This window comes from Burkholderia sp. 567 (assembly GCF_040545115.1).
Taxonomy (GTDB): domain Bacteria; phylum Pseudomonadota; class Gammaproteobacteria; order Burkholderiales; family Burkholderiaceae; genus Burkholderia; species Burkholderia ambifaria.
In genome coordinates this window covers 119,869-146,263 of record NZ_JBEPLG010000016.1, presented here as the reverse complement: position 1 = coordinate 146,263, position 26,395 = coordinate 119,869, and the positions used below count along the sequence as shown (strand labels likewise).

Sequence of the window (26,395 nt, the reverse complement as noted above, 5' to 3'; positions counted from 1 at the left end):
ATTTCGCCGGGGTGGGGGGGGGGGGGTGTTGGGGGTTTGTTTTTTCTTTTTGGGGGGGGGGCTCTAGGGGGCTCTGCGGCCGGGCCCCCGCCGGCGCCCGGCGGGGGGGGCCGGCCCGCGGCTGGCGGATCAGCGCTTCTCGATCGGCACGAACTGCAGGTCTTCCGGCCCCGTGTAGTTCGCGCTCGGACGGATGATCTTGTTGTCGACGCGCTGCTCGATGATGTGCGCGCTCCAGCCGGACGTGCGCGAGATCACGAACAGCGGCGTGAACATCGCGGTTGGCACGCCCATCATGTGATACGACACGGCGCTGAACCAGTCGAGGTTCGGGAACATCTTCTTCGCGTCCCACATCACCGATTCGAGGCGCTCCGCGATGCTGTACAGCTTCAGGTCGCCCGCTTCCTTCGACAGCTTGTGCGCGACGCCCTTGATCACCTTGTTGCGCGGATCGGAGATCGTGTAGACCGGGTGGCCGAAGCCGATCACGACTTCCTTGTTCTCGACGCGGCGGCGGATGTCGGCTTCGGCATCGTCCGGCGAGCTGTAGCGGCTCTGGATTTCGTACGCGACTTCGTTCGCGCCGCCGTGCTTCGGCCCGCGCAGCGCGCCGATCGCGCCGGTGATCGCCGAGTAGATGTCCGAGCCCGTGCCCGCGATCACGCGGCCGGTGAACGTCGATGCGTTGAACTCGTGCTCCGCGTACAGGATCAGCGACGTGTGCATCGCATCGACCCACGACTTCGACGGCGTCTTGCCGTGGAGCAGGTGCAGGAAGTGGCCGCCGATCGAGTCGTCGTCGGTCTCCGTCTCGATGCGCTTGCCGTTGTGCGAGAAGTGATACCAGTACAGCAGCATCGAGCCGAGCGACGCCATCAGGCGGTCGGCGATGTCGCGCGCGCCCGGCAGGTTGTGGTCTTCCTTCTCCGGCAGCACGGTGCCGAGCACCGACACGCCGGTGCGCATCACGTCCATCGGGTGGGCCGATGCCGGGATCTGCTCGAGCACGGCCTTCAGCGCGTTCGGCAGGCCGCGCATCGCGCGCAGCCGGGTCTTGTACGCGGCCAGTTCGGTCATGTTCGGCAGCGTGCCGTGCACGAGCAGGTGCGCGATTTCCTCGAACTCGCACGACTCGGCGACGTCGAGAATGTCGTAGCCGCGGTAGTGCAGGTCGTTGCCGGTCTTGCCGACCGTGCACAGCGCCGTGTTGCCGGCCGTCACGCCCGACAGCGCCACCGACTTCTTCGGCTTGAATGCGCCTGCGGCGGCCGGTGCTGCTGCGTCTTTCGTCTCGCTCATGTTTCCGTTCTCCAATAGGTATCTGGGTAGCTGTCGACCGCACTTGGTGCGGTCGCGTGCAAAGCGTTCCGGAACCGTGTCCCGGTGCGCGGGCCGCGTTACTTCTTGCCCTGCGCGAACAGTTCGTCGAGCTTGCGCTCGTATTCGTGATAGCCGAGGAAGTCGTACAGCTCCGCGCGGGTCTGCATGGTCGGCACGGCGGCCTTCTGCGTGCCGTCGCGGCGCAGCGTCTCGTAGAAGTTCAGCGCGGCCTTGTTCATCGCGCGATACGCGCCGCAGCAGTACAGCGCGATGTCGACGTTCGCCTCGCGCAGCTCGTCGACCGTGAACAGCGGCGTCGAGCCGAATTCGGTCAGGTTCGCAAGGATCGGCACCTTCACGGCTGCCTTGAAGCGACGGTAATCGTCGAGCGTCTTCATCGCTTCCGGGAAGATCATGTCGGCGCCGGCTTCCACGTAGGCGATCGCGCGCTCGATCGCGGCGTCGATCCCTTCGGCGGCGGCCGCGTCGGTGCGGGCCATGATCACGAACTGGTCGTCGGTGCGTGCATCGACCGCGGCCTTCACGCGATCGACCATTTCCTCGAGCGGCACGACTTCCTTGCCCGGACGGTGGCCGCAGCGCTTCTGGCCGACCTGGTCTTCGAGGTGAACCGCCGCGACACCGGCATTGATGAACGAGCGGACCGTGCGCGCGATGTTGAACGCGCCGCCCCAGCCCGTATCGATGTCGACGAGCAGCGGCAGGTCGGTCGCGTTGGTGATCCGGGTCGCGTCGATCAGCACGTCTTCCATCGTGCTGATGCCGAGATCGGGGATCCCGAGCGAATTCGCGGCGACGCCGCCACCCGACAGGTAGACGGCCTTGAAGCCGACGGCCTGCGCCATCTTGGCCGCGTACGCGGTAATCGCGCCGACCACCTGCAGCGGCTGCTCGGCCGCGACTGCCGCGCGGAATTTCGCGCCGGCGCTTTGAAGATGCGTGTTGCTCATGAACGGCCTCCTGAAGGAATGACCATTAACAGCAAGGACCGGGCCAGCTCGCGAAATACCGCTAACCCACTGATTCTTAAGCACCCGGCATGCGCGGCGAATCGCCCGACGATTTCAATTCGGCAATTTCAGGTTTCAAAAATGAAATCGCGCGCGCATAATCGGTCGCCATGGACCTCTCCTCGACCAAGCCCGTCGGCCCGGGCGACCGCACGGTGCGCCCGCGCATCTGGGCGATGGGCATCAGCCGCTTGCGCGATCTGTTTCGCGAGATCGCCGGCGAATTCGATGAACGCGCCGACGTGCGCATCGTCACGCGGGCCTACGAAGACGCGCTCAGCGCGATCGCCGAAGCCGGCACCGCGCGGCCCGACGTGATCGTCGCGGCCGGCTCGAACGGCGGCTTCCTGAAAACGCGCGCGCAGGTGCCGGTCGTGGTCGTGTCGCCGACCGGCTTCGACGTGATGCAGGCGCTCGCGCGCGCACGGCGCGACGCATCGCGGATCGCCCTCGTCAGCGCCGGCGAGACGCCGCCGGAGGTGCGCCGCTTCGTCGCCGCCTACGGCCTCGACGTGCAGTTTGCGTCATATCAGTCGGCACAGGAAGCGGAAGCCTGCGTGCACGACCTGCACGACCGCGGCATCGAGACGATCGTCGGCCCCGGCCTCGTCACCGATCTCGCGGCGAGTGCCGGCATGGGCGCGGTGTTCCTGTATTCGCACGCGTCGGTGCGCAAGGCGGTCGAAACGGCGCTCGAAGTCGCGTACGCGACGCACGCCGAGGCGTTTCGCCGTCAGCGCCTCGACAACCTGTTGCAGCACCTGCGCGACGGCGTGGTCGCGCTCGACGCGCGCGGTCACGTCGAGGCGATCAACGAGCGGCTCGCGTCGGCGCTCGGGGTCGAACCCGCGGCGGCCGTCGGCCGCGCGCTCGTCGACCTGCGGCCCGAGCTGCGCACGCTGCGCGGCGAGGACGGCGACGCGCTCGCGACGGTGCGCGGCGTGCGCTACGTCGTGCATCGCGGGCCGCTCGTCGATCGCGGCGTCACGTCGGGCAGCGTGCTGACCTTCCAGGAATCGCGCGCGGTCGAACGGCTCGACCGCGCGCTGCGTTCGCAGCCGAACACGCAGCAGTTCGCGGCGCGCTACGCGCTCGACGACGTGGTCGGCGCGTCCGCGCCGATGGCGCGCGTGCGCGACCTCGTGCGCCGCTACGCGAAATCCGACGCGACCGTGCTCGTGCTCGGCGAGAGCGGCACCGGCAAGGAGATGATCGCGCAGAGCCTGCACGCGCTGTCCGTGCGGCGCAGCTATCCGTTCGTCGCGATCAACTGCGGCGCGTTTCCGGAAGCCCTGCTCGAGAGCGAGCTGTTCGGTTACGAGGAAGGCGCGTTCACCGGCGCGCGGCGCGGCGGCAAGACCGGGCTGTTCGAAGCCGCCCACCGCGGCACGCTGTTTCTCGACGAGATCGGCGAGATGCCGCCGTCGCTGCAAAGCCGGCTGCTGCGCGTGCTGCAGGAGCGCGAGGTGATCCGCCTCGGTTCGACCGAGCCGATCCGCATCGACGTGCGCGTGATCGCCGCGACGCACCGGCCGCTGCTCGCGGCCGTCGAAGCCGGCACGTTCCGCGCGGATCTGTATTACCGGCTCAACATCCTGAACATCGGCCTGCCGCCGCTGCGCGAGCGCGCGGCCGACATTCCGGCGCTCGCGGCCACGCTGCTCGTGCAGGCCGCGCGGCGCGAGCCGCGGCTGGCCGAACGCGTGCGCGAGGTCGGCGATGCGATGCGCGTGCTCGGCGCGACGCAGGCGACGCTCGCCCGCTACCGCTGGCCCGGCAACGTGCGGGAATTGCAGAACGTGGTCGAGCGGATCGCGGTGGAACTGGCCGAGGAAGTCGACGAGCAGGATCCGGGCGCCGCGTGCGCCGCGCTCGCGCCCGACGCGCTGCAGGCGATCGCGCCGGAGTTGTTCGCGACCCCGCCCGACGTGGCCGATGCCGACGACGCGCAGACGCTGCAAGCACGCCGCCGCCGCGCGGAAGCCGACGAGATCCGCGCGGTGCTCGACGCGTGCGGCGGCGACCGCGATCGCGCGTGCGCGATGCTGGGCATCAGCAAGACGACGCTGTGGCGGAAGCTTTCGGCGAAGTAGGTTCGGGCGGGGTGTGCGGATTGCGCGTCGCAGCATGACGCTGGACGAGCGCCGGCGTCAATCGGTCTTGTGATAGTGGCGATATGCCTTCGCGCGATTGCCGCACGACGACATCGAGCACCAGCGGCGGCTGCCGTTCTTGCTGTCGTCGATGAACAGCCACTGGCATGCGTCGTTCGCGCAACGCTTGACCTTCGCGAGCCGCGCGCTGCCCAGCAGGTCGGTCGCCGACCACAGCACCGGGCTCAACAGCCCTCCGAGCGTCGCGCCCGCACCGGCGCCGGCGCCCCCTCCGATTCGCCACGCATAGCCGCCGTCGATCCGCGCGAGCGCGACGCGCGGCGCCGCTTCCGCCAGAAAACCGCCCAGCAGCGCCAGATCGTCGGCGTGCGGCTCGCGCCGCTCCGCTTCCGCGAGAAAGAGCCGGTACAGCGCCTCGCGCAACGCGAGCGCGCGCGAGAGCATTGCCGGCTCGTCATCCTGTTTCTCTTCTCCTGCACGACATGCGTCGGCCAGGCCAGCCGGCACGCCCGCCTGCTCGCGGCACCACCCGAACAGGTCGTCCAGCGTGCCGAAGGTTTCGGTCGGCGCGTCAGTGCCGCGCCAGTACAGCGTGTTCGCGAAATCGATGCTCAACGTGCCGGACGGCGCCGGAATCATGCAGTCCGTCGTGACGGAAGGTTGCGTCTTGTTCATGCCGCGATCGTATCTAACCACCATGCCGGTTGACAAGCGCGGGGACGCTTTCTAACATAACCGGCATGGTGGTTAAAAACAGCTTTGCCGCACCGATGTCCCCCTTCAGTTCAAGGAGCCAAAGATGATCGATCACCTTTCGTTCGGCGTTGCCCACATCGACCGCAGCCGAGCGTTCTACGACAGCACGCTCGGCGCGCTCGGCTACAAGCGGCTGTATAGCGACGACGGAGCCCTCGGCTACGGCACCACCGAACCGGTGTTGTGGTTGCAGCACGCGGCGCGCCCCGTCGTCGCCGATCCCGAGTCGGGGCTGCACGTGTCGTTCCGCGCGGCGTCGCCGGTGGAAGTCGATGCGTTCTACCGGGCCGCGCTGGAGCACGGCGGGCACGACAACGGCGGGCCGGGCAAACGCGAGCGCTACGGCCCCGGCTATTACGCGGCGTTCGTCGTCGATCCCGACGGGTATCGGCTCGAAGCCCATTGCGAGCTGGACAACGTCGTCTGACCGGCTTCGGACGGACGCGGATGAACGACAAGGGCCCGATTCCGCATTGCGCGGAATCGGGCCCTTGTCTTTGCTGCATCGGTGTTCAGTTTGCGACAGTCGCCGCTGGCGACTAAACGATGCGATCGGACCGCGCGGCGGGTGGCGAGGCGTGGCGGCCGGTTGCACCGCCCTGCGACGCGCGCGAGCGAGCGCTTACTGCGCGTTGCGCGTGCTCTGCAGCTGCTCGCCGAGCCCGTCGATCCCGAGGCGCACCGTCTGGCCAGCCTTCAGGAACACCGGCGACGGCTTGATCCCCATGCCGACGCCCGGCGGCGTACCGGTCGTGATCACGTCGCCCGGTTGCAGCGTCATGCAGGTCGACAGGTAGGCGACCAGCTGCGCGACGGTGAACACCATCGTGCGCGTATTGCCGTTCTGATAGCGGTGGCCGTCGACCTCGAGCCACAGGTCGAGGCGCTGCGGATCGGGCACCTCGTCGCGCGTGACGAGCCACGGGCCGATCGGGCCGAACGAGTCGAAGCCCTTGCCCTTGTCCCATTGGCCGCCCCGCTCGATCTGCCACTCGCGCTCGGACACGTCGTTGACGACGCAGTAGCCGGCGACGTAGTCAAGCGCGCGCGCTTCGTCGACGTCCTTGCACGTCGTGCCGATCACGACACCGAGCTCGACTTCCCAGTCCGTCTTCACGGAGCCCTTCGGAATGTCGATGCCGTCGTTCGGACCGCAGATCGAACTCGTCCACTTGCCGAATACCACCGGCTCCTTCGGCACCGGCATGCCGGCTTCGGCCGCGTGATCGGCATAGTTCAGGCCAATGCCGATGAACTTGCCGACGCGCCCGACGCACGCGCCGATGCGCGGCTCGCCGGACACGAGCGGCAGCGTGGCCGGGTCGATCGCGCGCAGGCGCGCGAGACCGGCGTCGGACAGCGCGTCGCCGGCCAGATCCGGCACGTGCGCGGACAGGTCGCGAATCCGGCCATTTGCGTCGAGAATGCCGGGCTTTTCCTGGCCGGACGGGCCATAGCGAAGCAGTTTCATCGTGCTCAACCTCTGTTGTCGAATGGGACAGGATACCGGCCGACGCAGCCGCGTGCGGCCACGCGCCGGACTGAATGTCGATCGTCGATGACGCGCGTCGGCGCCATATCCGGCACGCCATTCGACACGCGAAGCTCGCGCGGGCGCAGCGATCGCGGCGCCGCACCGAAGTGCGACGCGCATCGAACGGGCGGCCGCCGGTCTGCGCATCGGCGACGACGGCCCGGTATCCGCGGCATGTGCCGGCCTGAGCCGGCCGGCTTCACGCGCGGCCGCGCCGTCGCTGGCCCGCCGCTCTTTGTACCATCGGCGGCGCGCCGTGAAATGGCGCGCGACGGATACCGACTATTGGTGCGGCTGCGGGTGTTGCATCGCAGCATCCGGGGCCTCGAGTGGAGAACGGCAGGGTGTCGAACGGCGCCGTGCGTTGTCGTCGGGGTACGAATACACAATATTCGTTGCGACCCTGTCATCGGAAAGCGTGGTTGATCCGTTCTTGTTCGGTAACGATCGGTAAAAAGACGCCGCATTGCACACTAAAAGTTTGTTGTTAAGCTCGCGGACGGCCGTCAGTACCGCATGCGGGCTTCTCGAATCCGCGTGCAACGCCGGCCAGCGCGCGTCGCCCTCCGATTGGCCATTCCCGGACTTCCTACTCATGACGCAAACGACCACTGACCCGCTCCCCGGCAGCGACGCACGGGAGTCGATGGGTGCAGCCGACCGCTATCGCGCGCCCGCGCTCGACAAGGGTCTCGACATCCTCGAACTCCTGTCGGAACAAAAGGAAGGACTCACGCGCACCGAAATCACGAAGGAGCTCGGACGCAACGCGAGCGAGATCTACCGGATGCTCGAACGTCTCGTTGCGCGCCGCTACGTGATGCGCTCGAGCGGCGGCGACCGCTACACGCTCAGCCTGAAACTGTTCGCGCTCGCGCACCGGCATCCGCCGATGAACCGGCTGATCGCCGAAGCGTTACCGCTGATGCAGCGCTTCGCCGACGCCGCCGAGCAGTCGTGCCACCTGAGCGTCTACGATCGCGGCAACCTGCTCGTGATCGCGCAGGTCGACGGCCCCGGCGCGTGGGGCGTGTCGGTGCGACTCGGCTCGCGCGTCGGGCTCGCCGATACGGCATCGGGGCGGGTGATGCTGTCGTTCCAGGGTTCAGAGCAGCGTGCGCACATGCTGGCCGAGCATCGCAAGGTCAAGGGCGAAACGCCGATCAACGAGCAGGAACTCGCCTACGCGTGCCAGTCGATCCGGCAGGCCGGCTATGTGCGCCAGGACAGCCGCCAGGCGTACGGCGTCACGGATCTGAGCGCGCCGATCCTCGGCCCGTCCGGCCAGGCGATCGCAGTGCTGACCTGCCCGTACATGCGCCGGATCGACGCGCACACGACGCCGTCCGTCGATGTGGCCGTTGCAGGACTGCGCGATACGGCCGGTCAGTTGTCGATGTGCCGCGTGGAAATCGGCTGAACGTGCGAGCGCCGCGCGCCCGGCGCTACGCTAGAATAGCGGCCCTCTCAAAAACTACGGCGGCCGGTTGTCACGGCCGTCGTGTCCGATGGATGTCATGGCCAAACTTCTGAACGATCAAGAATTCCAGCGTTTCTCCGAACTTCAGCAGAAGCAGGCGAGCTTCACGATCACCGCCGAGGAAGCGGACGAGCTGCGCGACATCGTCGCGCGCGCCCAGAAGAAGCGCGACGATCGTGCCGCAGCGATGCTGGCGATCGAGAACTACATCGAGCAGTTCGGCATCACGCCCGACGAACTCTTCTCGCCCGAGCAGATCGGCGACGCCGCGCGCACCTACGGCCTGATCACGGCCAGCAAGAAGGAACGCACGCTGCCGCCGTCGATCACGTTCAACGGCAAGCCGTACCAATGGACCAAGACGCTTCCGGACGACGTGCGCGGCGCGCTGTTCGACGCATTTACGTCCGGCGAATCGGTCAAGCGCTTCATCGCGATGCCGAAGGACACCGCGCGTTGCGCACTGACCATCGCCCGCCTCGAGCGCGAAACCGGTGGCGTTTATGCGGACGCGCACCTCGAAGAACTCGCGATTTCGCGTGACCAGGTGAACGACGCGGCGTCGAAACTCGCCGCGTAAACGCTGTCGCGGGCACGGTTCATGCGTGCCCGCATCGGCGCGGACGTCGGCAAAGGCTGGCGCCGCGCCGGGTGGAGCACTCCGTTCGCAGGCTCCCGAAAAGTCTCACCGAAGCGTCCCGTAAGCCCTCACCCAAGCATCCCGTAAAAGCTCACCCAACGCTCCCGGAGAGGCTCACCGGCCCCTCCCGAACGTCCTCACCGACGCCTCCCGCAGACGCTCACCGCCCTTTCCCGGAAAGGCTCACCGGCGCTTCCTGCAAGGGCTCACCGGCCGTTCCCGGGAAGGCTCACCGAGTGCTCCCGTATCGGCTCACCCACCCGTTCCCGGAAAAGCTCCCTCACGGCTCCCGAAAAATCTCACCTTTGTTTTGATTCCGACGCTGCGGGTGCGAATGCGGGTGTCAGCACGCCGCGCTACGCAACCCGAATCGGCGAAATGCGAAGGCCATCGACGCGCGCCGCTCGCCCCGCCCGCCGCGGATGCTCCGACTCGACGCTAGCACCTTTCCTCACTGATCACGGAGCGTCGCATCGCTTCACGGATTCGCTCGAACACGCCGAATGGTCTGCATTGCGAACCGTGAAGAGTCCACGCAACGGCGGCCATGCGTCACGCCACAACGCCACAACGCCACATCATGCGTTCCGCGTCGACGGCGCACGCTATCGCCGCACGTTCGCGCACCCTCGCCCACGCGACTACGATTGCAGCTTCATCCTGAACCCGACCACGCCGGGTTCCTCCGTCGTCGACACCGCGAAACCGCATGACTTCGCCAGCGAAATCATCGCGGTGTTCTCGCGCAGCGCCTCGCCGATCATCCATGCGGTGCCGCGCGATCGCGCATAGTCGATGATGCGGGTCATCATCAGCCGCCCGAGGCCCTTGCCCTTCTGATCGGGCCGCACGGCAATCGCGAACTCGGCCGTCTCGTTGTCGGGATCGGCGACCGCGCGCGCCACCGCGAGCGTGTGCGACCGACCCGACACGTCGGTAAACGACACGATGAAAGCCATCTCACGGTCGTAGTCGATCTGCGTCATGCGCGCGACTTGCGAATGATCGAAGCTGCGCACCGCACCGAAGAACCGCATTCGCAAATCGTCCGGTGTCATCGCGCCGAGCAACTCGTTGTGCGCCTCCTCGTCTTCCGGACGGATCGGACGAATCGTCACGGTCTCGCCGCGCCATTCGAGCGTCTGCTCGAGATGACGCGGATACGGCATGATCGCGAGCCGGCTGCGCCCCGCCGCCAGCGTGAGGCGCGGCGCGATGATGTATGCGCGGTCGGACAGCACGCGCAGCGTGATCGACATCGCGACGACCTCGCGCACGTCGCAAACAACCTGCGACAGCGCCGTCAGCGCATCGAGCGTGGGTTCGACGGGCGCACGGCGCGCGTAGGGCGAGCGCTCCATCGCCGCGCGGGCGAGCACCGTATTCAGCGGCGGCAGCCCGTACACGATGAATGGCGCCGATACGCCGTCCGCCGGCGGCACGGCATAGCGGAACACCGGACCGAAGTTCGAATCGTCGTACATGTCGACCGTGATGTCGACGACTCGGGCGGCCGCCGACGCGTCGGCCGGCTCACCGTGCATCCCGAAGTGAGCGAGCCAGCGCAGCGCGGCTTCGCCGGCCAGTTCATGCTCACCGGCGTCGACCATTCGGCGAGCGTCGGCCTGCGCGGACGCGACGCACTCGAGCGGCTGCAGTGGTGTGCCCTCGGGCGTCTGCATCAGCAACTGCCGCCCGAGGTTGTAGTCGACCAGCCGCGCGTATGCGCGCGCAAGCCGCTGCGGCGTGGTGTACACCGGGATCCCGTTCGCGTGCAGGGCGTCGCGCGTCGCAGCGTCAACGGCACCGAAGAAGCACGCGAGGATGCCGCGATATGCGTATTGCCGCGATTCGATCAGCGTGCGCGCGACCGCGTCGGCCGGCGCGCTGTGGGACGTCGAATGCACGACGAACAGCGCGCCCGTTTGCGGAAACGGCGCGAGCGCCTCGACGGCGGCGCCGAAATGCTCGGGACGCGCATCGTCGCCGAGCATCAGCGGATTGCCCGGCCCGGCGAGATGCGGCAGCGCGGCCGCTACCGCCGACGTCGCCGCTGCCGGCCAGTCGGCCAGCACGTCGCGCACCTCCGAGACCGCATCGCCCGCAAGCTTCGCGACGCCCGCGTCGCTCGTCACGAGCGTCGCCGCGCCACGCGCGGTGACGCGACCGACGCCGAGCGTCTCGATCTCGTCGAGCAGATCGTCGAGCGCATCGACGCGCACCATCCCCGCACGCTGGAACGCCGCCGTGTAAAGCGCATCGCCGGGATCGGCGCGCCCGGTGCGCAGCGCGAGCACCGGCTTGTTGCGCGCCGCCGCGCGCGCTGCCGACATGAACTTGCGCGCGGCACATACGGTATCGAGCTCGAGCAGGATCGCGCGCGTGCCAGGATCGCTGGCAAGGTAGTCGAGCACATCGCCCGCGTCGACGTCGGCCTCGCTGCCCAGCGCGACGACATGCGAAAAGCCGAGGCCTCGCGCATCGGCCCAGCCCAGTACCGCGTTCGTCAGCGCGTTCGATTGCGACACCCAGGCGACGCCGCCCGATCGCGCCGTATAGGCCGGCGCGCCGAAATGCGCATGCCGCGCGGGCGACAGCACGCCGAGACTGCCGGGCCCGACGATACGGAGCACGAACGGCTTCGCGGCCTTGAGCGTGCGATCGAGTGCCGTGCGATCGGCGTCGGTGCGCGCTTCGCCGACGATCACCGCGACGCGCGTGCCGAGTTCGCCGAGCTTGCGCACGATGCCGGCCCACGTGGCAGGCGGCGTGCAGATCACGGCGACCGATGGCGGCGCGGGCAGGCGGTCGACATCGGCCACCACCGCATGCCCGTTCAGTTCACGGTACTTCGGATTGACGGGCCACACGGGCCCGTCGAACGCACCGTCGAGCACGCGCGCCCACACCATCGCACCGATACTGCCGGCGCGCGACGATGCACCGACGACGGCGACGGACCTGGGCTGGAACAACGCATCGAGATGGCGGACGGTCACATCGGCTCCCTGCGGTAACGAACGACGATTCGACCGGTACACGGAACAGATAGCCACGTGCCGGCCGACGCGAACTCCAAGCATAGGCGAACCCGATGCGGCTGCCTATATGCCGAACGGCCGACTGTGCGATGCGCATCAATGCCCGCAACATGAGCCGGTGACCGACGCCTTCGCACGACGCAACGAGCGACGGCGACACGATGCGGTCATCCGGTCGCCGCTTCAAAGGTGAGGATTTACAGGAGCCATGGTGAGCAAGTTCGGGAATAGGACGGCGCAGCGTGTCAATACGCGAGAGGTGAAGGCAATCGGCCGTACGTCAGCACCGCGAAAATCGAGCATGCCGATGCGCGCATGCCGCGTCATTGCGCGGTTGTTTACGGGAAATCGTGGCGATATCCGCGCGAATCGCAGCGAATTCGCAAAAAGGTATCCGTTAATCGCACGACATTGCCGTTCGATTCGCGGCCCCGAATCGCATTGCGGCGACCCAAAAACAAAACGGTGCGACGGCCGCATGGCCGTTCGCACCGTCAGTCAACGCACGAAAGGTGAGGATTTTCGGGAGTCAGTCCTTGATCAGGAAACGCGCGCGGTTCTTGCCGAGCCACGCCGGCGCACGCCCTCGGCCGCTCCACGTTTCGCCCGTCTTCGGGTTCAGGTACTTCGGCGGCAACGGACGCTTCGGCTTCGCGGCAGCGGCGGCGCCCATCGGAAGGAAACCGAGCTCCTCCGCCGTAATGTCGAACTCCTCGATTTTCGCCCGAATGGCGGCAATCGCATCGGCAATCGCCTTTTCGCGTTCCTTGTCGATCTTTTGCTGAAGTTTTTCGAGCTGCGCAGTCAGTTGCCTGTAGGTCGCCATATGGATGGGACTCCGTGAGTGTTATTCATGAAAAATAGCCGACTCCAAGCGAATAGAAAAGCGCTTCACCCGATCATGATTTCCTCAGCCGGTCATGACGGGATCAATAACCGCTTTTCTTCTTGCATGCGAAGAGAAGATTTCGCACGGCGTCATCGGTCGATCGCTGGATGACATCGAATTCTCCATTGCAGAGGGCTCGCGCGTTGTCCGTGCAATTGCTCCAGTCGCCGCCGGTGCACTGCACCTGCGTAGTGGGGCGTCCGTCCGAAGTAAACAGTGGCGCCCCGCCGCCGCACCCGCCCAGCCCCGCAACAAGGGCCAACAATCCGGCCCGACACCAATGCGTTCGAGGCCACCGACAGACCGCCGCAAGCATGTGTTTCATTGTTGTTTCCGTCAACCTATTTTTGAATGTCGCGAGTATGCCATGCACTGTCGCACCGCGTTCAGTCAGGTGTCCGCTCGGGGCGTCCGCGCGTCTTGTACGGCACGGCCCGGCGCGGATCGTCGGTGATGCGAACGAATACCTGCTCGACGTCGGGAAGCGCGCCAAGTTCGCGCGCGAGCGCCTGCCGATCGAATGCCGGATCGGCACACCCTTCGACGTAGATGAAGCGCCGTTGCACGGTGATCCACAGGCTCGTGCCATGCAGACGATCGGTGCCCGCGAAATGCGTTTTGGCCGCCGCGGCGATCGGCGCGTCATACATATAGGAATTCGGTTTCGTGCAGCGGTGGGCGAGCCAGCAGGTGGTCCCGCGCTCGACCCGGTAGTGCGCGTCGTCTTCCATCTCGGCGCGCGTCATCCACGGGCCGAGCGGCAGCGGGCATTCGGCGAAATCCCGCGACAGCACGATGAACGGATCGTTGTACCAGTTGCGCCGTGCCGCGGGTGCATCCGCGTCACTCGACTGCGCGAACGCGGACGTCGCCGCCAGTACGGCCAGCCATCCGGCGATGCCGCTTCGCTTCATCGTTGTCTCCTGTCGGGCACTTCACCGGTGCCGTTCCTCATGTCCGCGCGCATCCGCCGACGCGTGCCATCGGTCGATGCCCAGCGCCGCCAGTTTCTTGTAGAGCGTCGCCCGACCGATGCCAATGCGCGCGGCCGCTTCCACCACCTTGCCGTCGCAAGCGGCCAGCGCATCGATCAGGAACTGGCGCTCCCACGCGGCCAATGCATCGGTATACGAAACGACCGGCGCACCAGGTGCACCAGGCGCAACCGATGCATCGCCCGCATCGCGGCCGGCCGACGACGGCGCGACCCGCGCGCCCGCCGGCACGCTGTCGGGCGCCACGCGCACCGGCCCGAGGAACGGCGCGAGCGCACGCGCGTCGATCACCGAGCGATCCGACAGCATCAGCGCACGCTCGAGCGTGTTGCGCAGCTCGCGCACATTGCCCGGCCACGGGTACGCGCACAGCACGCGCAGCGCATCGTCGGTCAGTTCGCAGTGTGCGGCGCGGCCGTGCTGCGCGGCCAGTTCCTCCAGTGTCGCGTAGACGAGCGCCGCGATGTCGGACGCGCGCTCGCGCAGCGGCGGCGCGTGAATCGTCAACACGTTGAGCCGGTAATAGAGATCCGCGCGAAAGCGGCCGGCCTCGACCAGCGCGGGCAGGTCGGCCGACGTCGCGGCGATGATCCGCACATCCGCGCGCACGATCCGGTTCGAGCCGACCGGCTCGAACTCCTTGTCCTGCAATACGCGCAGCAGCTTGCCCTGCAGCGGCAGCGGCATGTCGCCGATCTCGTCGAGAAACAGCGTGCCACGATCGGCCAGCTCGAACTTGCCGACGCGCCCCTTGCGATCGGCGCCGGTATACGCACCCGGGGCCGCGCCGAAGAATTCGGTTTCGAGCAGCGTGTCGGGAATCGCCGCGACGTTGACGGTCACGAGCGGCTGGAGCGCGCGCGCCGACGCCGCGTGGATCGCATGCGCGAGCAGTTCCTTGCCGGTGCCCGTCTCGCCGAGCAGCAGCACCGGCGAATCGACCTGCGCCGCGCGCCGCGCCTGCCGCTTGGTTTCGAGGCTCGCGGCGCTCGTGCCGACGAAGCTCGCGAACGTGTATTTCGCTCGGCGCGCCTGCGCGAGCGACCGCTGCGTCGCGATCAACTGCTGCTGAAGCTGCGCGTAGCGGGAAAAGATCGGCGTGAGCGTCTTCAACTGGTCGAACAGCGCGAAGCCGATCGCGCCGACCGTCTCGCCCGCCTCGTTCTTCAACGGCAGGCGCGTGACGACGAGCGGCTCGCGGCCCGTCTCCATGATGTCGAGCAGGATCGGTTGTCCGGTCGACACGACCTCGCGCATCAGGCTGTTCGGAATCACCGCCTCGCAGTCGAGGCCGACCGCCTGCTGCGGATCTGCGAATCCGAAACGCGCCGCATAACGCTCGTTCATCCACACGACGCGCGCGTCGCGATCGACGACCACCGTGCCCGCGCTCGAATCCTCGAACGTACGAAACAGCGACTCGGCGGCGCGCCGCAGCACGTCGCCGTAATTGACAGGCAGGCGGACCCAGTCGTTCATCATCGTGTCGCCGTCTCCGCATATGCTTGGCCGGATGTCTCCGGAACGAGACGAAGTATCTCATTTCAGAGACACGCCGGAATGCCTTGTCAGGGAAAGCCCCGACCGATTCGACGGGTTGTCCGGATGGCTAGATCGTCTCCGGTTGGAGACGTTTTATGTAGAATCTTCAGACATTGGCCGGCGCGGGCCCGCCGGCCTGCGCCGGACCCATGTCCGGCGGCGCAATCCGGCCGATGGCACGAAACCTGCACGAACCGTCCCGGTCCGCGGCGCGTCCCGCGATCGAACAACAACCAAAGCCATTCCAAGCAATTAGGAGACTCCCTTGTCTTTCGTGATCGTCCTCGCCGCGCTGGCGTTCCTGATGTTCGCCGCGTATCGCGGCTACAGCGTGATCCTGTTCGCGCCGATCGCCGCGCTCGGCGCGGTCCTGCTGACCGACCCCGCCGCCGTCGCACCGGTCTTCTCCGGCATCTTCATGGAGAAGATGGTCGGCTTCGTCAAACTCTATTTCCCGGTGTTCATGCTCGGCGCCGTGTTCGGCAAGGTGATCGAACTGTCCGGGTTCTCCGAGTCGATCGTCCATGCGGCGATCCGCTACATCGGCCGCTCGCGTGCGAATGCGGTGATCGTCGCGGTGTGCGCGCTGCTCACCTATGGCGGCGTGTCGCTGTTCGTCGTGGTGTTCGCGGTGTATCCGTTCGCGGCCGAACTCTATCGCCAGAGCAACATTCCGAAACGGTTGATGCCCGGCGCGATCGCGCTCGGCGCGTTCTCGTTCACGATGGACTCGCTGCCCGGCACGCCGCAGATCCAGAACATCATCCCGACCACGTTCTTCAAGACGACTGCCTGGGCCGCGCCCGTGCTCGGCACGATCGGCTCGCTGTTCATCGTCGTCGTCGGCCTCACGTACCTGGAATGGCGCCGCCGTTCGGCGATGGCGAAGGGTGAAGGCTACGGCACGTCGCTTGTCAACGAACCGGAACGCGTCGAAGCGAAGTCCCTCCCGCATCCGGCGCTGGCGATCCTGCCGCTGATTCTCGTCGGCGTGTCGAACTTCGCGTTCACGAAGCTGATCCCGCAGTGGTACGGCGCCGCGTCGTACACGGTCGCGCCGGACGTGCTGCCCGGCGTGCACGCGCCGGTCACGACGTCGATCAAGACGGTCGTCGCGATCTGGTCGGTCGAGGCCGCGCTGCTGCTCGGCATCGTGCTGGTCATCCTGACCGCGTTCAAGCGCGTGAGCGGCCGCTTCGCGGACGGCTCGAAGGCCGCCGTCGCCGGCGCACTGCTCGCCGCGATGAACACCGCGTCGGAATACGGTTTCGGCGGCGTGATCGCCGCGTTGCCGGGCTTCCTCGTCGTCAGCGATGCGCTGAAGAGCATTCCGAACCCGCTCGTGAACGCGGCCGTATCGGTCAGCTCGCTCGCCGGCATCACCGGTTCGGCGTCGGGCGGCATGAGCATCGCGCTTGCCGCGATGTCGGACCTGTTCATCAAGGGCGCGCAGGCGGCCAACATTCCGCTGGACGTGCTGCACCGGGTCGTCGCGATGGCCAGCGGCGGCATGGACACGCTGCCGCACAACGGCGCGGTCATCACGCTGCTCGCGGTCACGGGCCTCACGCACCGCCAGTCGTATCGCGACATCTTCGCGGTCACCATCATCAAGACGCTCGCGGTGTTCTTCGTGATCGCCGTGTACTACACGACGGGCCTCGTGTAACGCTGTGCATCGGGCGGCGTTCCACACGCCGCCGCACTTCGGTCGGCCGCATCGACGCGGCCGACGCTCCTTTCCCCCGCACCCGCTCGATCGCCCTGCATCGCCGCAACAGGCAGCGCAGCGCGACGTCCATCACGTGGCACCTTCCCGATAGGCCGCATGCAAACCGGGGCGAATCGCCTGGAATTCGCCTCCGCCGATCCGCTCCCCGACCGACCGGAACCGCCCAACGCCACGCCGCGGCATGGCCCGGACGGCTCGCACGCCTCAGCACCCGCCACGCGCCACGCGCCGCCATCCGCCATCCGCCACTCCTGCTCCCACTCCCATTGTTACCAACAGCAGAACACTGCATTGGGAGCGATCGCATTTTTCCCGCGCGTGGCCAGGCCTACACTGTTTTCAACCGCAGCCGCTTCGTCGAACGAACGCCGGCCGCCCCGTCGGAAACATGGAGGTCTCGATCATGAAGCGCCTGATTCACGCAGTTGCCATCGCCCTGGCCGTATCGGCCCCGCTCGCCGCGCACGCGCAGTCGAACCCGCCGCTCACGCGCGCGCAGGTCCACGCCGAAGTGAAAGCGCTCAAGCAAGCCGGCTTCCAGCCGAGCGACTGGTTCTATCCGGCCAGCATCGTTTCCGCCGAAGCGAAGATCGCCCGCGAGCAGAGTGCCGGGTATGGCAGCGATCGCGGCGCGGCGTCGGAGTCGAGCCAGTAATCGCGGCCTCCACTTCCCCAACCCGCCCGACCGCCACCGTTACGCCTTCACCGGCTGAATCAATTTCGCGCATGCCGCTGCCTGCGGGTCGCCCGCCGGCAGCTTCGCGCATACCCCATCGAACTGTTTCACGACCGACCTGACCGACGCATCGTGCGCGCCGCCGCCGCGCCAGCGGTTCAGCTGCGTGACGACCTTGGTCAGCGCGCGCAGGTTCGCCCCATAAAACGCATCGCGTGTCTTCCCGGCCTGCGCGAGCACGCTCGCGGCGATCGCCTCGATCCGCGCCGAATCGTCCGGCGCCAGCGCGACCGCATTCGCGAAGTAGGTCGCGCCCCAGCGCAGTTTCGTCGCCGGTCCGCTCACCGAGTCGTACGCCTTCCGGTACCAGTCGAGCGCCGCGGCCTTGTCGCCGCGCGCCTTCGCATTCGCGGCCAGTCCGGACATGAAGTAGTACGGCGTCGCCGAACGCGGCAACTCGGCCTTCAGCAAGACATCTGATTCGTCGTACAGCCCTGCGTCGGTCAACGTGTCCGCCCCTTCGCTGACGAGCGCCTGCCGCTCGTACGGATTCGCGGCGCCCTGCACCGATGCCGCGATCTGCTTGCGTGCGGCATCGACCAGCGCCGGCGCCGGTGCGGGGAGCGGCGCGCCATCGTGCGCGTCGCCGCGCACGAGCAGGACGCGGCCGTGCAGCGCCATCAGGCGGTCGATCGACGACAGCGTCGTGTCCGTCGATAGGCGCGCAAGCGCCGCGTCGTATGCGCCGCGCAGCTTCGCGCGCTGCGCGGCATCGCCGCCGAGGTAGGCGACCACGCGCGCCGGCGCCGCGACGAGCACATCCGAATCGGCCCGCGCCAGCGCCGGCTCGCGCAGCACCGCGCGCAGCGCATCGGCGAGCGCGGCCTTGTCGAGCGCGCCGGCCTGCGCGGGATCGTCCGAGGCCGCGACCACCGCCGACTTCAGCGCGAATCGCGCGGCGTCCGCCTTCGCGCCGGCTGCACGCGCACGCTGCGACAGCGTCTGCAGCGTCACCGCGACACGATCGGGCTGCACCGGCAGCGCGCCGTCGGTGTCCCATGAATAGTCGGCGAGCAGACGCCATTCGTCCGCCGTCAGCGACGCACCGTTGTTCAGCGCGGTCGAGAGCGTCTGCCGCACCGGGTGCGTGGCCGTCATCCCGAGCGACAGCGCCTGCATGTAGCGATCGAGATCGGCTTCGCCCGGCAGCCGCGTCACTTCGGTGCCGTCCGGGCGGAACAGGATCATCGTCGGATAGCCGTGCACCTTGAAGCGCTCGCCGAGCTTCTGCGCGCTTTCGGTATCGCCGTCCAGATACACCGGCACGAAGAACGACGAGCGGGTCTTGAACGCCTGCTGGCTGAAGATCGTCGACTTCACCTGGTTGCACGACGGGCACCACACCGCTCCCCAGTACAGCAGCAGCGGCTTGCCGGTGCGCTTCGCCAGCGCGAACGCGGCATCGACGTCGCCCTGCTGCCACGCGATGCCGGGCGGCAGATGCGCGCCGTCGCCCGAAGGACTCGACACGGCAGCGCCCTGCGGCGCGGGGTTGGCGAACGCCGCGCTCGCGGCGGCGAACAGGCAGGCGGCAGTCAGGCTGCGGAGAACGGTTTTCATCGAGACGGGTTCCGTTGAAAGAGACGGTTGCGGGAAGCGGCGTCGCGCGACGGTCGGAGGCGGCACGTCAGCGACGGCCGGCCCATGCGTGCGAAGCGGCGAGGCGAAAACACGGCGAAACGACGAAACAACGAAGGGCATCGACGGATGACACCGCGCATGCCGGACCCGGCCGCGCGCGTCGTGCAGGCATCGAAGCAAAAAGCCGCGATCGGCAAATCGCTCGACGATACGATTCACACGGCCGGTTGAAAACGAACGAATTCTCGAATGAATATGACATGGGGCATCGCCGTGGGCGCAACGATGCACCGCGCTGCGTGCACGCCTCCATCACTGCCGCCCTTTGATCCGCGCCATCTGATACACCGACGCATACGCGCCGTCGCGCAGCGCGTAGTCCGGCGCCTCTCCCTCGATCCGGAACCCGTGCTTTTCATACAGCGCGATAGCCGCCGGGTTGTCGACGAATACGGTCAATTCAAGGCGCGTGACGTTCAGCCAGTTTTCGGCGAGTTCGATGGCGGCGGCCAGCAGCCGGCCGCCGATGCCGCGACCGTGATGCGACGCGTCGACCATCATCCCGAGCGACGCCGCATGACGCCGGCGCGGATTCTGCTCCGGATGCAGCGCGAGATGGCCGACCACCGCGCCGTCGAGTTCGGCGACGAGGCTCACGCCCTGTTCGTGCAGGCGTTCGAGTCGCTGCTGCCATTTCTCGTGCGACGGAAACGGTTGCTGGAGCGTGTTCATGTACACCGCGGGGTGCGCGACGATTTGCCGGATCGCGTCGACGTCGTGCGTCTCGCTGTGCCGGATCGTGATATCGGTCATGACTGGGTAGAGTCGAAAGTATCGGGCCGGGGCACGTTGCCGCGCGAACGCAACAACGCATCGAGCTTATCCGATTTCACACGAATGAAACATGGTCACAGAGCAACGCGATTCCGTTGCATGCACAACCACACCACATCGCTACGACCTAACAAAATCGGTAATTTATGACCACCCTCTCCCACGGAAATCGGCAATTTAAGACCATTCCGGCATCTTCGCGGCGGCGCCACCGATTAGTTGCGCTCGCAACCTAACCATCATCCTCACCGCACGTCATCGCGTGTCATCCGCGCATCACGTCGACGTCATCTGCGCTCCCTAGACTGGGCGCCGCCCCGCCCGGCACTCGCCGGGCACGCGTGGGCCGAGATCCTGCCCCGCGCATCACGAGCGTGCGGTGCGCAGGATCGCGACAACGGCCGACGCGCCGACACGCACACGCATCGCCAGCCGTCCCGGAAGGGGGGACGACGCACGGGCGCAACCAGACGAAGTCACGAACGCTCCCATCATCACAGGCTCAGAACGCCATGACGTCACGCCGCAAATTTCTTCAGCAAACCGCGACTTCCGGCCTCGCCGCCGCCGCGCTCTCCGCGTTTCCGCCGAGCATCCGCCGCGCGCTCGCGATTCCCGCGTTTCACGAAACGGGGACCATCAAGGACGTCAAGCACGTCGTGCTGCTGATGATGGAAAACCGCGGGTTCGACGGCTACTTCGGCACCTTCAAGGGCGTGCGCGGTTACGGCGACCGCTTCGCGGTGCCGTCGCCGAACGGCCGCAACGTGTTCCACCAGACCTACACGAAAGCGACGCCCGCGACGACCATCACGCCGTACCACCTCGATGCGAACCAGGGCAACGCACAGCGCGCGGGCGGCACGCCGCATACGTGGGCCGACTCTCAGGCCGCATGGGACCACGGCCGGATGAACCGCTGGCCCGACGCGAAAACACCGCTGTCGATGGGCTATTACGACGCGGCCGAAGTGCCGTTCCAGCGCGCGCTCGCCGACGCGTTCACGCTGTGCGATCACTACCACTGCGGGATGCACACGGGCACGATCGCGAACCGGCTGTTCTACTGGAGCGGCACCAACGGTCCGAACGGCATCAGCCCGGCCGACGGCAGTCGCGTGAAGCTCGCCGCGCTGAACAACCAGTTCAACGGCGGCAACGACATCGGCCCGTCGAGCCAGGGCTGGACATGGACGACCTACGCGGACCGGCTGCAGCAGGCCGGCGTGAACTGGAAGGTCTACCAGAGCCTGATCGACAACTTCGGCTGCAACGAGATGATGAGCTTCCGCCACTGGCGCGCGGCCATCGAGCAGATGCCGGCCGCACGCCGGCCCGCGTATGTCGCGTCGACGGACATCACCCAGCCGGTGACGGCGGCCGGCGCCTTCTACGATCCGGCGATCGACGATCCGTTGAGCCCGCTCGCGAAGGGCTTCGGCAACACGATGCCGCATGGCTTCCTCGAAACGTTCCGTGACGACATCCGCAACGGCACGCTGCCCGAGGTGTCGTGGATCATCCCGCCTTCCGTGTACAGCGAACATCCTGGGCCATCGAGCCCCGCGCAGGGCGCGTGGTACGTGCAGGCGGTGCTCGACGCGCTGACCGCGAACCCGGACGTGTGGAGCAAGACCGTGCTGCTGATCAACTACGACGAGAACGACGGCTTCTTCGACCACATGCCGTCGCCGGCCGTGCCGTCGCGCAACGCGGACGGCTCGCTCGCGGGCGGCCATACGCTCGCGGCCGCCGACGTCGGCGTCGAGTATCACGACTTCGCGCCGGCCACGTCGAGTCAGCCCGCGGCCGACGGCCGTCCGTACGGTCCGGGCCCGCGCGTGCCGATGTGGGTCGTGTCGCCGTGGAGCCGCGGCGGCTGGGTCAACTCGCAGGTGTTCGACCATACGTCGACGCTGCTTTTCCTCGAGAAGCGCTTCGGCGTGGTCGAGCCGCAGATCAGCGCGTATCGTCGCGCGGTGTGCGGCGACCTGACGAGCGCGTTCAACTTCCGCACGCCGAACAACGAACCGCTGCCGACGCTCGCGGGCCGCACGACGAAAAGCCAGGTGGACGCACTGAGCGCCGCGCAGCAGGCCGCGCCGAAGATCACGCCGCCGGCCACGCCGTCGCTGCCCGCGCAGGCCACCGGCGTGCGCCCGTCGCGCGCGCTGCCGTACGAGCTGCATGCGAGCGCGCAGGTCGATGCCGGCAAGGGCACCGTCACGCTGAAGTTCGCGAACACCGGTCGCGCGGCGGCGGTGTTCCACGTCTACGACAAGCTGCACCTCGACCGCGTGCCGCGCCGCTACGTCGTCGAGCCGGGCAAGGCGCTGCGCGGCGACTGGGCGGCGCTGGCCGACGACAGCGGCAAATATGACCTGTGGGTGCTCGGCCCGAACGGCTATCACCGCCGCTTCACCGGCGACCTGGCCCGGCTGGCCGGCGGCCGGGCGCCGCACCCGGAGATCCGGGTCGGCTATGCGGGCGCGAGCGGCAACCTGCATCTGCGGCTGCGCAACGACGGCGGCAGCCCCGTGCGCTTCACGGTGAAGTCAAACGAGGTGTACGGCGCGCTGTCCGGCCGCGGCGCGAACGACGATCACCGCCACGGCAACGAGAACGACAACCGCGCCGGCACGACATGGACCGTCACGGTGCACGCCGGCAGCCAGTCGGAACTGCACTGGAAGCTCGACTCGACCGGCCACTGGTACGACTTCGTCGTCACCGCCGACAGCGACGCGAGCTTCTCGCGCCGCGTGGCCGGCCGCGTCGAAACGGGCCGCCACTCGGTCAGCGACCCGGCGATGGGGCTCGCCGACCGCTTCTGACGGCTGCCGCGCCCGCCCGGCCCGATTCCCCGGCCGGGCGCCGGGCGCGGCGCGCCCCGATCCGGCTGAAACGCCCGCCCGGCGGGCCTCAAACATCAGAAGGATGGGTGGTACAACCCTCTTTTCGCGCCCACGAAAATGCTCCGTGTTGCGGCCCGTTCGCGTTAAACTTCGTCAAGCTGCATTCAACAACGACATCTTCGCCAATCTGGCACACACACGACACGAGGATAGGTTCGATGCGCACTACCGGCTCATCCGGGGCAATGACCCTGCTCACCGAACACGACCCGGCCGACGGCCGCGAACTCCGCTCGCTCAGGCTCGAATCGACCAGCGACGGCAAGACCGTGCTGCTGATCGAGATCGACGAACGCAAGCCCGGCATTCACCGCGAGGTCCGCTACGAGATCACGCCGGCCGAACTGATCGCGGCGATCCGCTCGCACGGCGCCGAGCTGCCCGGCGAAAACCACGGCGCCGCGTCGCTCGCCCGCACTCCTTCCTGAAGTCCGACGGTGAGCCGTGTGCAACGCATCGGCTCACCGTTCTGCCCGCATCTCCCTGCCGCCGTCAGGCGCTTTCCGTCATTCCCCGACGCACGGTTGAAAATGGCCGATAATCGGCCCATCTGTGTAGTCTCCCCACGCGCTTCCTTTTCGGCCAGCCGTCATGCTCCGTGACCTCGTCGCCCAATACGGGCCGCTTCTCGTGTTCGCCAACGTACTTGCGGCGGCCATCGGCCTGCCCGTGCCGGCGATGCCGACGCTCGTGCTGTTCGGCGCGATGGCCGCGATGCATCCGGCGATGATCGGCTCGCAGCTCGTGACGGTGCTGGCGCTGTCGGTGCTCGGCGCGCTGATCGGCGACACCGTGTGGTACGTCGCCGGGCGGCGCTACGGCGGCACGACGCTGAAGACGATCTGCCGGCTGTCGCTGTCGCGCGATACCTGCGTGAAGAAGACCGAACGTTTCTTCGGCCGCTACGGCGTGCGCGTGCTCGCGGTCGCCCGCTTCATCCCGGGGCTGTCGCTCGTGTCGGTGCCGATGGCCGGCGCGCTCGGCACGCGCTATCGCACGTTCGCCGGCTACGATGCGCTCGGCGCCGCGCTGTGGACGATCGTCGGGCTGGTCGCCGGGCTCGTGTTCTACCGGCAGATCGACTGGCTGTTCGCCGGCGCGAGCCGGCTCGGCCGCGCGGTGCTGCTGGTGATCGTCGCGCTGCTGGCGATCTATGCGGCCGTGCGCTGGATGCGCCGCCGCGCGCTGATCCGTCAGCTCGCGAGCGCGCGGATCGGGGTCGACGAGCTCGACCGCCTGCTGGGCGACGCGTCGGCGCCCGTGGTGCTCGACGTGCGTTCGCCCGAGCATCGCAAGCTCGACCCGTTCACGATTCCCGGCGCGCAGTTCGCGGACGAGCGGCGCATCGACGACATCGTCTCGCGCTATCCGCTCACGCAGAAGTTCGTCGTGTATTGCTCGTGCCCGAACGAAGTGACGGCCGCGCTGATGGCCAAGCGCCTGCTCGACGCGGGTTTCACCGATGCGCTGCCGCTGCGCGGCGGCCTCGATGCGTGGCGCGACACCGGCCGCCAGGTCACGTCGCTGGTGGAAGAGGTACCGGCCGCGAACGATCCGGTGGCGGGTTTGCACAAGCCGGCCTGATCGAACTGACCGCAGGCCGGCCGCGCAAGACGGGAAATACCGCGGGGGACGTTGCATCCCCCTTCGATCAGAACGCGTGCAGCGGCACGTTCACGACCAGGCGATACTCGGTGTTCGTCGCGTCCGAGTAGTGCGCGGAACCGTTGTGCCACATCGCGATGAACGTGACCTTCGTGTCCTTCAGCTTGCCGCTCTGGAACGTGTACGACGGGATGAAGCCGAACTCGTGGTGACGGCCCTGCACCGGCGCGCCGTTGCTCCAGTAGATGCTCGACTTGCTCGGATCGTTCGCCGCGCCCGCGCTGCCGTCCGCACCCCAGCCCGTCACGCCCCAGACCATCGCCTTGAAGCCCGGCAGGCCCGCTTCCTTGCCGTAGAACGTGTAACGCAGCTGCAGCGACTTTTCGTGCGGCGCGTTGTAGTCGACGTCCATCGAGTTGGTCAGGAAGATACCGTTGGTTTCGTTCAGGTAGTCGAAGAACTGATCGCCGAGCACCTGCTGGAAGCCGAGCAGCAGCTCGTGCGGGCCGTGCTGCGCGGCCAGCGACAGGCTGTAGGCGTTGTTGTCGATCTTGCCCTGCAGCGCGTCGCCGGTGTCGTGCGTCGAGTAGACGTTGCCGAAGCCCGTCCACTTGATCGTCTGCGTGCTGCCGATGCTGTGCTTCACCGACGCGTAGTACTGGTGCCACACGTCGTCGGCCTGGTTCGCGTACAGCGCGACTTCGCCGTTCGGCGAGTAGTCCCACGTGCCGCCGACGTACGTCAGGCGGTTGATGCGCGTGCCGCCGTATTGCGTCGTGAGGTTCGTGAGCGTCGTATGGCCGCGTGCGTCGGTCTTCGTGAAGCTGCCGGCCTCGAGCATCACGTTCTTGAATTCGTTGCTGACGATCGTCGCGCCGAGGAACGTCGGCGGCAGCGCGCGGTTGTCGTGCTGCTCCATGAACGGGTTGTCGACGGCTTGCAGACCGTACTTGACCACCGTGTTCGAAATGCGCGCCTTGATGTCGTAGATGCCCGGGTACGCCCACGCGAGCTGGTTGCCGCCACCGCCGCCCTTCGCGATGTGCACCATGCTGCCGGCGCCCTGGCCGCCGTCGAGCTTCAGCGCCGCATACAGCGACGCGTCGAAACCGATCCCGATCAAGCCCGTCGTAAAGCCCGACTCGAAGTTCGCCATCGCGCCCTGCACCCACGCGTGGCGGTGCGGGCCGCCCTTGCTGTCGAGCACGTCGGAATAGTTGCGGAACAGGAAGTCGAGATGGCTGTCGGCAATGAAGCCCTTCGACTTCGACTGGGCCGACGGCTCGTCCGGCGGCGTGACGGCCTGGGTCGCTTCGGCGTTGATCACGGCGTTCGGGGTCGTTGCCTGCGCAACGGTCGAGCTCGCGCCGGCCGCCGGCGCGGCCTGCGCGACCGTCAGCGGTGCGGGGGCCGCGTCGTCGGCATGCGCGACGCCGGTCAGCGACACGCCCGCGAGCGCCGGCAAGCCCCATGCAAGCAGCATCTTCGATGCCGTCCCGATCGTCTTTTGCTTTTTCATCGTCATTCTCGTCTTGTGTTGATGTCGTCCACGCCGGTTGCGATCCGCTTCCAGCCCCCCGGCGAGCCCGGTTAAGGACGCGCCTTTACCCGCGGCGCGACGGTCGTTCGCGCCGCACCCTACCCCTG

At 67.5% G+C, this 26,395-nt stretch carries 21 protein-coding genes; 9 read left to right on the top strand and 12 right to left on the bottom strand.

Going from position 1 to position 26,395, the window contains the following annotated elements; genetic code table 11:
• Positions 1 to 129 precede the first annotated feature (129 nt).
• Both prpC and prpB read right to left on the bottom strand, forming a co-directional pair.
• The gene (gene prpC / locus ABIC50_RS32475; RefSeq protein ID WP_011659785.1) at positions 130 to 1,302 is read right to left on the bottom strand and encodes a bifunctional 2-methylcitrate synthase/citrate synthase; all 1,173 of its coding nucleotides are present in this window, start codon (positions 1,300 to 1,302) and stop codon (positions 130 to 132) included.
• Positions 1,303 to 1,400: 98 nt separating this feature from the next.
• Entirely contained in the window at positions 1,401 to 2,294 is an 894-nt protein-coding gene (gene prpB / locus ABIC50_RS32470) for a methylisocitrate lyase (RefSeq protein ID WP_012367050.1), read from the bottom strand.
• 170 nt (positions 2,295 to 2,464) lie between these two features.
• Here prpB and prpR point away from each other — a divergent pair, with 170 nt between their 5' ends.
• Positions 2,465 to 4,447 (top strand): propionate catabolism operon regulatory protein PrpR, encoded by a 1,983-nt coding sequence (gene prpR, locus ABIC50_RS32465; protein WP_354168841.1) that lies wholly within the window; start codon positions 2,465 to 2,467, stop codon positions 4,445 to 4,447.
• Between the two features lie 57 nt (positions 4,448 to 4,504).
• Here the strand turns inward: prpR and ABIC50_RS32460 are convergent, their stop codons facing one another.
• Complete coding sequence (locus ABIC50_RS32460; protein WP_354168850.1) at positions 4,505 to 5,167, bottom strand: CGNR zinc finger domain-containing protein; 663 nt, start codon at positions 5,165 to 5,167, stop codon at positions 4,505 to 4,507.
• Positions 5,168 to 5,267: 100 nt separating this feature from the next.
• Between ABIC50_RS32460 and ABIC50_RS32455 the strand changes: the two genes are divergently transcribed.
• Positions 5,268 to 5,651 carry a VOC family protein gene (locus tag ABIC50_RS32455; protein ID WP_175656761.1) on the top strand — a complete coding sequence of 128 codons (384 nt, stop codon included), beginning with the start codon at positions 5,268 to 5,270 and terminating at the stop codon, positions 5,649 to 5,651.
• Positions 5,652 to 5,846: 195 nt separating this feature from the next.
• On the opposite strand, the gene ABIC50_RS32450 is transcribed toward ABIC50_RS32455, so the two are convergent.
• The gene (locus ABIC50_RS32450; protein WP_354168839.1) at positions 5,847 to 6,695 is read right to left on the bottom strand and encodes an ureidoglycolate lyase; all 849 of its coding nucleotides are present in this window, start codon (positions 6,693 to 6,695) and stop codon (positions 5,847 to 5,849) included.
• Positions 6,696 to 7,353: 658 nt separating this feature from the next.
• Here ABIC50_RS32450 and ABIC50_RS32445 point away from each other — a divergent pair.
• Entirely contained in the window at positions 7,354 to 8,178 is an 825-nt protein-coding gene (locus ABIC50_RS32445) for an IclR family transcriptional regulator (protein WP_105832017.1), read from the top strand.
• 88 nt (positions 8,179 to 8,266) lie between these two features.
• Positions 8,267 to 8,818: a hypothetical protein gene (locus ABIC50_RS32440; protein WP_354168837.1), complete on the top strand. Its 552-nt coding sequence runs from the start codon at positions 8,267 to 8,269 to the stop codon at positions 8,816 to 8,818.
• 701 nt (positions 8,819 to 9,519) lie between these two features.
• Here the strand turns inward: ABIC50_RS32440 and ABIC50_RS32435 are convergent.
• From ABIC50_RS32435 to ABIC50_RS32415, 5 genes are all read right to left on the bottom strand, one after another.
• Positions 9,520 to 11,877, bottom strand: a complete 2,358-nt coding sequence (locus ABIC50_RS32435) for a GNAT family N-acetyltransferase (protein ID WP_354168836.1) — start codon at positions 11,875 to 11,877, stop codon at positions 9,520 to 9,522.
• Positions 11,878 to 12,448: 571 nt separating this feature from the next.
• Positions 12,449 to 12,745, bottom strand: a complete 297-nt coding sequence (locus ABIC50_RS32430; protein ID WP_011659794.1) for an H-NS histone family protein — start codon at positions 12,743 to 12,745, stop codon at positions 12,449 to 12,451.
• Between the two features lie 103 nt (positions 12,746 to 12,848).
• Complete coding sequence (locus tag ABIC50_RS32425; protein ID WP_012367057.1) at positions 12,849 to 13,133, bottom strand: hypothetical protein; 285 nt, start codon at positions 13,131 to 13,133, stop codon at positions 12,849 to 12,851.
• Positions 13,134 to 13,194: 61 nt separating this feature from the next.
• On the bottom strand, positions 13,195 to 13,722 hold the full coding sequence (locus ABIC50_RS32420) for a BON domain-containing protein (RefSeq protein ID WP_354168834.1): 528 nt from the start codon (positions 13,720 to 13,722) through the stop codon (positions 13,195 to 13,197).
• A 21-nt stretch (positions 13,723 to 13,743) separates the two neighbouring features.
• Positions 13,744 to 15,285, bottom strand: coding sequence for a sigma-54 interaction domain-containing protein (locus tag ABIC50_RS32415; RefSeq protein WP_354168833.1), 1,542 nt, complete (start codon positions 15,283 to 15,285; stop codon positions 13,744 to 13,746).
• A gap of 325 nt (positions 15,286 to 15,610) precedes the next feature.
• Between ABIC50_RS32415 and ABIC50_RS32410 the strand changes: the two genes are divergently transcribed.
• A complete protein-coding gene (locus tag ABIC50_RS32410; RefSeq protein WP_011659798.1) occupies positions 15,611 to 17,014 on the top strand; it encodes a GntP family permease in 1,404 nt (467 codons plus the stop codon).
• Between the two features lie 466 nt (positions 17,015 to 17,480).
• Positions 17,481 to 17,732 (top strand): DUF4148 domain-containing protein, encoded by a 252-nt coding sequence (locus ABIC50_RS32405; RefSeq protein WP_105784755.1) that lies wholly within the window; start codon positions 17,481 to 17,483, stop codon positions 17,730 to 17,732.
• Positions 17,733 to 17,771: 39 nt separating this feature from the next.
• On the opposite strand, the gene ABIC50_RS32400 is transcribed toward ABIC50_RS32405, so the two are convergent.
• Together ABIC50_RS32400 and ABIC50_RS32395 are read right to left on the bottom strand one after the other, a co-directional pair.
• Positions 17,772 to 19,373 carry a thioredoxin family protein gene (locus ABIC50_RS32400; protein ID WP_354168831.1) on the bottom strand — a complete coding sequence of 534 codons (1,602 nt, stop codon included), beginning with the start codon at positions 19,371 to 19,373 and terminating at the stop codon, positions 17,772 to 17,774.
• A 333-nt stretch (positions 19,374 to 19,706) separates the two neighbouring features.
• Positions 19,707 to 20,207, bottom strand: a complete 501-nt coding sequence (locus tag ABIC50_RS32395) for a GNAT family N-acetyltransferase (protein ID WP_105784677.1) — start codon at positions 20,205 to 20,207, stop codon at positions 19,707 to 19,709.
• A 533-nt stretch (positions 20,208 to 20,740) separates the two neighbouring features.
• Between ABIC50_RS32395 and ABIC50_RS32390 the strand changes: the two genes are divergently transcribed.
• The 3 genes from ABIC50_RS32390 to ABIC50_RS32380 all read left to right on the top strand — a co-directional run bounded on the left by ABIC50_RS32390 (position 20,741) and on the right by ABIC50_RS32380 (position 24,727).
• Entirely contained in the window at positions 20,741 to 23,062 is a 2,322-nt protein-coding gene (locus ABIC50_RS32390; protein ID WP_354168829.1) for a phosphocholine-specific phospholipase C, read from the top strand.
• A 239-nt stretch (positions 23,063 to 23,301) separates the two neighbouring features.
• Positions 23,302 to 23,571, top strand: coding sequence for a hypothetical protein (locus tag ABIC50_RS32385; RefSeq protein ID WP_175703278.1), 270 nt, complete (start codon positions 23,302 to 23,304; stop codon positions 23,569 to 23,571).
• 163 nt (positions 23,572 to 23,734) lie between these two features.
• Positions 23,735 to 24,727 (top strand): DedA family protein/thiosulfate sulfurtransferase GlpE, encoded by a 993-nt coding sequence (locus tag ABIC50_RS32380; protein WP_354168827.1) that lies wholly within the window; start codon positions 23,735 to 23,737, stop codon positions 24,725 to 24,727.
• 67 nt (positions 24,728 to 24,794) lie between these two features.
• On the opposite strand, the gene ABIC50_RS32375 is transcribed toward ABIC50_RS32380, so the two are convergent.
• A complete protein-coding gene (locus tag ABIC50_RS32375) occupies positions 24,795 to 26,267 on the bottom strand; it encodes an OprD family outer membrane porin (RefSeq protein WP_354168825.1) in 1,473 nt (490 codons plus the stop codon).
• Positions 26,268 to 26,395 lie beyond the last annotated feature (128 nt).

Coding starts and splice junctions, on each gene's coding strand:
- ABIC50_RS32450 (WP_354168839.1), bottom strand. CDS start 6,695: ATGAAACTGCTTCGCTATGGCCCGTCCGGCCAGGAAAAGCCCGGCATT.
- ABIC50_RS32380 (WP_354168827.1), top strand. CDS start 23,735: ATGCTCCGTGACCTCGTCGCCCAATACGGGCCGCTTCTCGTGTTCGCC.
- ABIC50_RS32395 (WP_105784677.1), bottom strand. CDS start 20,207: ATGACCGATATCACGATCCGGCACAGCGAGACGCACGACGTCGACGCG.
- ABIC50_RS32455 (WP_175656761.1), top strand. CDS start 5,268: ATGATCGATCACCTTTCGTTCGGCGTTGCCCACATCGACCGCAGCCGA.
- prpC (WP_011659785.1), bottom strand. CDS start 1,302: ATGAGCGAGACGAAAGACGCAGCAGCACCGGCCGCCGCAGGCGCATTC.
- ABIC50_RS32440 (WP_354168837.1), top strand. CDS start 8,267: ATGGATGTCATGGCCAAACTTCTGAACGATCAAGAATTCCAGCGTTTC.
- ABIC50_RS32445 (WP_105832017.1), top strand. CDS start 7,354: ATGACGCAAACGACCACTGACCCGCTCCCCGGCAGCGACGCACGGGAG.
- ABIC50_RS32430 (WP_011659794.1), bottom strand. CDS start 12,745: ATGGCGACCTACAGGCAACTGACTGCGCAGCTCGAAAAACTTCAGCAA.
- prpB (WP_012367050.1), bottom strand. CDS start 2,294: ATGAGCAACACGCATCTTCAAAGCGCCGGCGCGAAATTCCGCGCGGCA.
- ABIC50_RS32405 (WP_105784755.1), top strand. CDS start 17,481: ATGAAGCGCCTGATTCACGCAGTTGCCATCGCCCTGGCCGTATCGGCC.
- ABIC50_RS32375 (WP_354168825.1), bottom strand. CDS start 26,267: ATGAAAAAGCAAAAGACGATCGGGACGGCATCGAAGATGCTGCTTGCA.
- ABIC50_RS32425 (WP_012367057.1), bottom strand. CDS start 13,133: ATGAAACACATGCTTGCGGCGGTCTGTCGGTGGCCTCGAACGCATTGG.
- ABIC50_RS32400 (WP_354168831.1), bottom strand. CDS start 19,373: ATGAAAACCGTTCTCCGCAGCCTGACTGCCGCCTGCCTGTTCGCCGCC.
- ABIC50_RS32415 (WP_354168833.1), bottom strand. CDS start 15,285: ATGATGAACGACTGGGTCCGCCTGCCTGTCAATTACGGCGACGTGCTG.
- prpR (WP_354168841.1), top strand. CDS start 2,465: ATGGACCTCTCCTCGACCAAGCCCGTCGGCCCGGGCGACCGCACGGTG.
- ABIC50_RS32460 (WP_354168850.1), bottom strand. CDS start 5,167: ATGGTGGTTAGATACGATCGCGGCATGAACAAGACGCAACCTTCCGTC.
- ABIC50_RS32385 (WP_175703278.1), top strand. CDS start 23,302: ATGCGCACTACCGGCTCATCCGGGGCAATGACCCTGCTCACCGAACAC.
- ABIC50_RS32420 (WP_354168834.1), bottom strand. CDS start 13,722: ATGAAGCGAAGCGGCATCGCCGGATGGCTGGCCGTACTGGCGGCGACG.
- ABIC50_RS32390 (WP_354168829.1), top strand. CDS start 20,741: ATGACGTCACGCCGCAAATTTCTTCAGCAAACCGCGACTTCCGGCCTC.